Source organism: Paenibacillus sp. 01T422, from assembly GCF_056398785.1.
In genome coordinates this window covers 1-1920 of the sequence record NZ_JBFTQB010001067.1, presented here as the reverse complement: position 1 = coordinate 1920, position 1920 = coordinate 1, and the positions used below count along the sequence as shown (strand labels likewise).

Here is a 1920-nt window from a genome sequence, read left to right as displayed (position 1 = left end):
ATCAATAGGAACTTGATAAACCTTGCTGAACAACTGCTTCGTTTCATCAAGTGCCGTTTCTTTGTTCTTATTATAGTTATAAGCATAGAAATAATTAGCTTTATGTGATGTTTCCAAGCCGGACTTTTCAGCAGATACCTCAAGGTCTCTAGGGATCGATACTACCGTCCCTTGGTGAGTTACTGGATCTACTCTAAAAAGCATCATGACATCCGTATTCAGCGATCCTTGGCTTCCAGAGCGCTCATCAATAGCCGTAAGCAGCAAAGTAAGCGGTTTTTCATCATTCTCAGTCGTATTTGTAGTATTGGATGTCTGAGAAACAGGATAAGTGCTTGTATGAATTTCATTTGGAGCAGGTACGATAGGAGCAGCTATTTGATCCAAGGCATGATTCCATTTATTCATCAGAAAAGCGGCGTAGCCGGATGCTGCCCCTACAACGAGTAAGGTTAATAGAAGAAACGATGACAAGACTTTCCGTTTCCGCATGGTTTTCAAGAGCTTTCTCATAAGTATTCTCCTTTTGCGTCGCAATATTGTCTAATTAATCGACGTATGGAGTAACAAATTAGTTCTTTTTTATCACCTTTCCAGCAAAAAAAGACATGTGAAATGCTTTCACATGTCTTTCGTCCCTATTGTGGCTGCCACCACGATCATTATCCTGAAGATTGCAGCGTTTTAAGCTCAGATGTAAGAGTAAGGAAGGTCGGTTGATCACCTTTTGCTAACGCAAGATCAATCTCTTTGTAGAGATTCTGTTCTTTATATTTGCGAATGGCATCATCCCAAACCATTTCCGCGAAAAGTGCCAGCAGCGCGTTATTAGATACATTCATTTTTCCCATGAGACCTACCTCCAAATGTGTACGCGGTTTGTCAGGAGCTTCTTTTTCGCAAAAACATGAAAGTCCGTTCCTAGGTGTCTGCCAACCCCTGTGTGCTCCTACTTTTATCATATTCACTCCGTACAATCGCGCTTCGTTCAAAAGCCCGATTGATCAGGAATGTGTCTTTACCCACTACTTGCTATCCCCTTTGAACCGTGAACTCTCTTGATCCAGAAACAGAACGACCTTGTCTTCTTCCGCAACAAAAGTACCTTGAATCACTTTAGAACCCATCTTAGTAACCTGAACGACCATGCCATACTCTTGATCTTCGCCTATACGTATGAGCCCAAGATGCATCATCATTTGTAAAATACGCTGTTCTACGATGGATTCCGAACTGTCATAATAAAAGGGCTTGACCAATTTACATAACACTTCACTTAGAGAGGCCAAGGTGACCCACTGCCCACTTAGGCGGTCAACCCAGCCCACGAGGCTTTGTACATTGGGAATTGGGTTCTTATAGAGCCTAAGCCAGAATTTATAGATATCTGTCAAATTCTCTTTTTTCCCTTCTAGCAAGCGTGCTTTTCCTTCCTCCGTTAAACTGAGCACATGGCCTTGTTCACTGATTAGCTGACGGTAATAGCAGTAATCATAGATGAATGAAAATCGGTTTGGATAGTCTTTAAACATACGGCCATATCCAAATCGCCAAGATCCTTTCGACACCATTTCCTCCTGCACAGACAAACGATCCAGAATTTGCTGAAGCTGCCTCTTGTACATAGAGCCTTCAGCTGTTAGGGGCAATTCCTGCACATGAGATATGAACATCAAGAAGTGAAAGATATCATCAATAATGAGTAATTGCTCGTCCCGATATACGCTGGGTTCATTGGTCAGCTTCAAGCTTTGTTTGAATTGCCCCGTAAGCACATCGCTAAATTTCCGCTTCAAATCATTTGGTACATGAAACAAAAATTTCGTTTGTTGGGAATACCCATTAAACAGCCAGCCGAGTTTCTTAAATTTAATGACCATGTCACGGGGATTCCATTCAACCGTTTCGTCCTTCTGAAAC

Annotated in this window: 3 protein-coding genes; all 3 read right to left on the bottom strand. The window is 41.9% G+C overall.

The window, feature by feature from the left end:
* A partial coding sequence (locus AC1DUA_RS35565) for an LCP family glycopolymer transferase (RefSeq protein ID WP_477504223.1) occupies window positions 1-513 on the bottom strand: 513 nt, incomplete at its 3' end.
* A gap of 149 nt (window positions 514-662) precedes the next feature.
* The gene (locus tag AC1DUA_RS35560) at window positions 663-851 is read right to left on the bottom strand and encodes an IDEAL domain-containing protein (protein WP_477504222.1); all 189 of its coding nucleotides are present in this window, start codon (window positions 849-851) and stop codon (window positions 663-665) included.
* A 174-nt stretch (window positions 852-1025) separates the two neighbouring features.
* A partial coding sequence (locus tag AC1DUA_RS35555; protein ID WP_477504221.1) for a hypothetical protein occupies window positions 1026-1920 on the bottom strand: 895 nt, incomplete at its 5' end.